Annotated in this window: 1 pseudogene; it reads right to left on the minus strand. The window is 67.2% G+C overall.

From position 1 onward, the window contains the following. Positions 1–814 (minus strand): annotated as a pseudogene (locus tag MOV75_RS40190) (hypothetical protein); the annotation flags it as partial.

Raw genomic sequence — 814 nt, forward strand, 5'->3', positions numbered from 1 at the left:
CGTCCTGCCGCTCCAAACGGACCGGCTGGCCGATCAGGCAGCGCAGCGCGGCGACCTGCCGGTCCGCCGCGCTGCCACTGATCTCCTCGTTCATGTCGCGCGCCATCGCCCGATGAATGGCGCTGGTCTCGGCGATCGACACCGGTTTGCCGCCGCGCAGCAGCATGAACGGAAAGATCGTGGTTTGTGCAAATTCCTCGTCATCCACGCTCGCCGTCCTGGTCGTGGCGGGAACGGAGCGAAGCGAGGGCGACAACGCGATCATGCTGTCGATGCCGGCGGCGAGCTCGGCCAGCACCTTGGCGCGGAAAGCACCCGATACGGCGTAGTAGCTGCCGATCTCCGCGAGCGCCGCCTCCCAGCGCAGCCATTGACCGAAGTTCGGCCGGCGATCGAAGCGCGAACGCAGCGCCGTCCAGCCCATCGGCCAATCGCAGCGGCCGGCATAATCGAAGATACCGGGCGCTATTCCCTCGACCCGGTCGATCGATCGCGAAAGACCCTTCGGCACCAGCAGCGCTCCGCTGAAGGCAGGCCCACCGAAGAATTTCGAGCCTGACATCAACACCATATAGCCGCGATCGAGATAGGAGCGCAGCCGGCGGCGGCCGAGCCGGGCCTGACAGGCGTCGACGACGATCTGGACCTTGCGCGGCCAGCGCCGCGCGATCTCGTCGAGGCAGGCCGCGCTCGGTGCACGCCAGCCGAGCTTCGAGCAATCCATGATCTGGAGCAGCACGGGCGCGCCTTGCAAGATCGTGGTCTCGATCGCATGCAGCACCGCGGCATCGGCGTCCGCGCGCATCGCAATCCC

It is taken from the genome of Bradyrhizobium sp. PRIMUS42 (assembly GCF_023006515.1).
Taxonomy (GTDB): domain Bacteria; phylum Pseudomonadota; class Alphaproteobacteria; order Rhizobiales; family Xanthobacteraceae; genus Bradyrhizobium.